The sequence below is a fragment of the Anaerobutyricum hallii DSM 3353 genome, from assembly GCF_000173975.1.
In the GTDB taxonomy this organism is placed as follows: domain Bacteria; phylum Bacillota; class Clostridia; order Lachnospirales; family Lachnospiraceae; genus Anaerobutyricum; species Anaerobutyricum hallii.
Window position 1 is genome coordinate 1 of sequence record NZ_ACEP01000157.1, and the last position, 532, is coordinate 532.

Below are 532 nucleotides of genomic sequence, written 5' to 3' on the forward strand. Positions count from 1 at the left end.
TAAACCTAAAAACTTTTGCATCTCTTTTTCCTGTACTTGGTCTTCATACTCAAAAAGGATACTTGCATAGTATTTTCCACTTGATGTCTGACTTACTGTTACAGATCTGAGGCTGTATTCCTCTGGAATAATCCTGTGCTGTTTTAAGCGGACTTGGCCAATCTTAGGTAATTTCAAATATCCATTAGATATAGTTATGTTCCCATTGATGCAAACTGTGGAATAGCTGTTTTTATTCCGCTTTTTTGATTTAAACCTTGGGAAACCTGTTTTCGGCTGTTTAAAAAAGTTCTGAAATGCCGTATCAAGATGCCTGAGCGATTATTGTAATGCAATACTATCTGCTTCCTTTAAAAATCTGTATTCTTCTGTTTTCTTCATTGCAGCCATTTCTTTTGCACAAATGGTATATATTACGTTTGTCTTGTTCTCCTCGTACTGCCTGATCTTTCTATCAAGCCAATGATTGTATACCATTCTCACACAGCCAAAAGTCTTAGCAAACAAAATCTTCTGTTCATCATTGGGATAC

General features: G+C 35.7%; 1 protein-coding gene. It reads right to left on the reverse strand.

All coding sequences use genetic code 11. From position 1 onward, the window contains the following. Window positions 1-321: 321 nt before the first annotated feature. Window positions 322-532 (reverse strand): helix-turn-helix domain-containing protein (locus EUBHAL_RS16290; RefSeq protein ID WP_005351340.1); only part of this gene is annotated, 211 nt, incomplete at its 5' end.